A 2,606-nucleotide genomic window follows, 5' to 3' on the forward strand; every position below is an offset into this window, starting at 1 on the left:
AAATTAAATAGGCCGAGCATAAGGCGACATGTCGACTTGGAAAAGCAAAGCTATCTATACCGCCATGCTCTTCAGGCCGGGGAATGGGAATAAATTTTTTTAAGAGGAAGGCTGTGGTCGCTGCTAAAACAATGACAATAAAAAATGTACGGCAAGTCTTCTTTGACCTTGAAAAAATAAAAGTAGACTAGTTAATATCAGTGCTGGGACAACTATATACTTGTTTCCTAACAGAGAAAGCAAAGTAGCAACTACTGTAAGGTCAGATGTTTGTATCTTCTCGATTGAGCCTTGTACATACATATTAAGAGAGAGATATGGACCATGCCACACAACAATCGAGGTTAAGAGAAGAAATAAAAAAGGCATATAATAATACCCAACAGATAATAAGACTGTCGGTTCTGAATATTCCGTATCACAGTAATCCTTTAAAAGCCTATTACTTATAAATAAATCTCTATGCGAGAACACATGACTACCAAGACAACAGTAAAAGGTTATGATAAGTTTGTAAACCTTAGCCTCACATACTGCAGTAGTTTTACTTTAGTTTACAGGTCGTTAAAGGTGCTTCTCCGCCATTTATTTATTCGTATATAAACTGCGCTGTTCGAATCTCTTTTTCCTCGTCTAAACTAGAAATAAATTATACTGCGGAATATGGATTCGACGTCGAATAGTGCACGTTATGCAAGAGGTCTATTGCGAATGCGAGCAACATTTAAAATGAAAATTTTAGCAAAGAGCATGCAATGGATAAAAAATGAAATTAGAGGATGGTCCCTCTTGCTTGGCATTATCGTATTAATACCTTTTGCTGTTCTCTTCTTGCTGACCAATAATTCCTATTGGTTAGAAGTATCTGTTTTAACCATGTCAACATTAATCGTTGAAGAAAAATTGCAGCTCACTATCTTGGGTGTATTACTGCATGGCTTTGCAATAATTGTCTTATTTTATCTATTATTTTTCACACAGGAGCTTCCGATATTTTTATTTTAACCAGTACACTATCCGCTACCGCCATTATCTGGATAGCGTGCAAAGGTGATAAATTACGGACACTGGGCAATTGGACCTTTATTCCGGCGATTATCCTCTCTATAGAACTCGCTTCTGAAATGAAACCAATTTTTTCCTTACACAGTATCACTAGTTTAATTCCCTATTTACTAATGTCCCTGGTTCCTACCTTCGTCATTGCCTTGTTTAATCAAATCAAATTCTATAGAAAAGGGAGGGGTTATCAATTTTTACAATTCGCTTATTTATCCGACTTTGGTGCAAAAAGAAGAATGTAGACAGCATGGTCGCAATGGCATTGGGCGTCAGTGTTTCAGCATTTTAGTTCAATACCTACCGATGCAGAATGGTCAATGGATGATTTGGGGAGTAGCCAGTGTTATTACAGGAGACATCGAAACAACACCTGGTAAATTTCACCAACGTCTTATCGGTGTTTCGATTGGCGTTCCAATGGGTATTTTACTCGGCCGATTTGTTATTCCTTCAACACCGTTTAATTTAACGTTGACTACAATTGCTCTTTTTTAACGCTGGTGGCCTTTCGGCGCTATATCATTGCATACACATTACGTTGTGTCTTTGTTGCAACAGCCGTGATGTTGATTACGCACTCACAAACAATTGCTTTTGAGCGTCTTTCTCATGTGATTATTGGTGGTGCAATTGGATTAGTGTGTGCAATGCTGTGCCATTTTTTAAGCAGAGCTTACGCAGAACTCCGATCTCGTCATTAAAATTAATTAGTCGATTTTAAAAAGGATTATCTTATTGCAGAAGAGTTTTAAATTTTTCTAGCTCAGTTATCACTTCATTACACTGGAATCCCTGACAAATATAGGCACAAATTTTTTCTTGTGGCTTTTTTGCGGAAAGGGCCTGAGGAAGATTTAGTGTGCCATGGGGTATGGCAAACGTATAAGGATTGCGCGCTCGTGCATAAGCCTGCCAAGGTTTGATTTCATCTTGCTTGCCACGAATGATCACCGTTTGCGGGGGTGTTAAATAATCGCTTAATCCTTGAAGTAAACTGCAATGTTCCGCTGGAAATTGCATTAAAGCCGCCCAAGCAGCCTGCAGCGTTTTTCAGCAGCAGTTAAATAGCGTGGTTCACCTAACAAATGACCAAGAGTTAGCAAAGTTCTAACGAGGATACCACTCCCAGCAGGTATGGCTTCATCCATCACTGTTTTGGGCGATATAACAACTTTTCATGATTATCAGCAGTGAAAAGAATCCTCCTGCCGCTTGATCAGAAAAATGTTTTAATACGCTATCAGCCAGTTCGATAGCAAATAATAAATGGTCGGTATTCCAAGAAATGGTTAACGAAATAAGTAACGCATCAATTAAAAAGCATAATCATCCAAATAGGCTTGAAGATAAGCGTCCCCATCTTTATAACTGGCTAGTAATTGTTGGTTAGAATAAAGTTTTTCTTAATGAAGCTAATTGCGCGTTCAGCGGAGTGAAGGTAGCGAGGATCTGCCAAATAATATCCGGCGAGTAACATTCCTTTAATCATTAAACTATTCCAGGACGTTAAAATTTTTTCATCACGAAAGGTTTTATTCGTTGGT

General features: G+C 38.3%; 4 protein-coding genes. 2 read left to right on the forward strand and 2 right to left on the reverse strand.

Annotation, left to right across the window (positions count from 1 at the left end):
* Nucleotides 1-729 precede the first annotated feature (729 nt).
* Nucleotides 730-1,005, forward strand: a complete 276-nt coding sequence (locus BN58_RS33380) for a hypothetical protein (RefSeq protein ID WP_019216373.1) — start codon at nt 730-732, stop codon at nt 1,003-1,005.
* Nucleotides 1,006-1,284: 279 nt separating this feature from the next.
* Nucleotides 1,285-1,557 (forward strand): FUSC family protein, encoded by a 273-nt coding sequence (locus BN58_RS33385; RefSeq protein WP_332247942.1) that lies wholly within the window; start codon nt 1,285-1,287, stop codon nt 1,555-1,557.
* A 237-nt stretch (nt 1,558-1,794) separates the two neighbouring features.
* Here the strand turns inward: BN58_RS33385 and BN58_RS28280 are convergent, their stop codons facing one another.
* Entirely contained in the window at nt 1,795-2,082 is a 288-nt protein-coding gene (locus tag BN58_RS28280) for a hypothetical protein (protein WP_019216375.1), read from the reverse strand.
* Nucleotides 2,082-2,210 (reverse strand): hypothetical protein, encoded by a 129-nt coding sequence (locus tag BN58_RS35935; RefSeq protein WP_019216376.1) that lies wholly within the window; start codon nt 2,208-2,210, stop codon nt 2,082-2,084. The genes BN58_RS28280 and BN58_RS35935 overlap by 1 nt, the downstream gene beginning before the upstream one ends.
* Between the last annotated feature and the right edge of the window lie 396 nt (nt 2,211-2,606).

It is taken from the genome of Legionella tunisiensis, from assembly GCF_000308315.1.
Taxonomy (GTDB): domain Bacteria; phylum Pseudomonadota; class Gammaproteobacteria; order Legionellales; family Legionellaceae; genus Tatlockia; species Tatlockia tunisiensis.

What these genes read in the sequence shown, in the direction of transcription:
- BN58_RS33380 (WP_019216373.1), top strand. Translation starts at nt 730, where the DNA reads ATGAAAATTTTAGCAAAGAGCATGCAATGGATAAAAAATGAAATTAGA.
- BN58_RS28280 (WP_019216375.1), bottom strand. Translation starts at nt 2,082, where the DNA reads ATGCAATTTCCAGCGGAACATTGCAGTTTACTTCAAGGATTAAGCGAT.
- BN58_RS35935 (WP_019216376.1), bottom strand. Translation starts at nt 2,210, where the DNA reads ATGGATGAAGCCATACCTGCTGGGAGTGGTATCCTCGTTAGAACTTTG.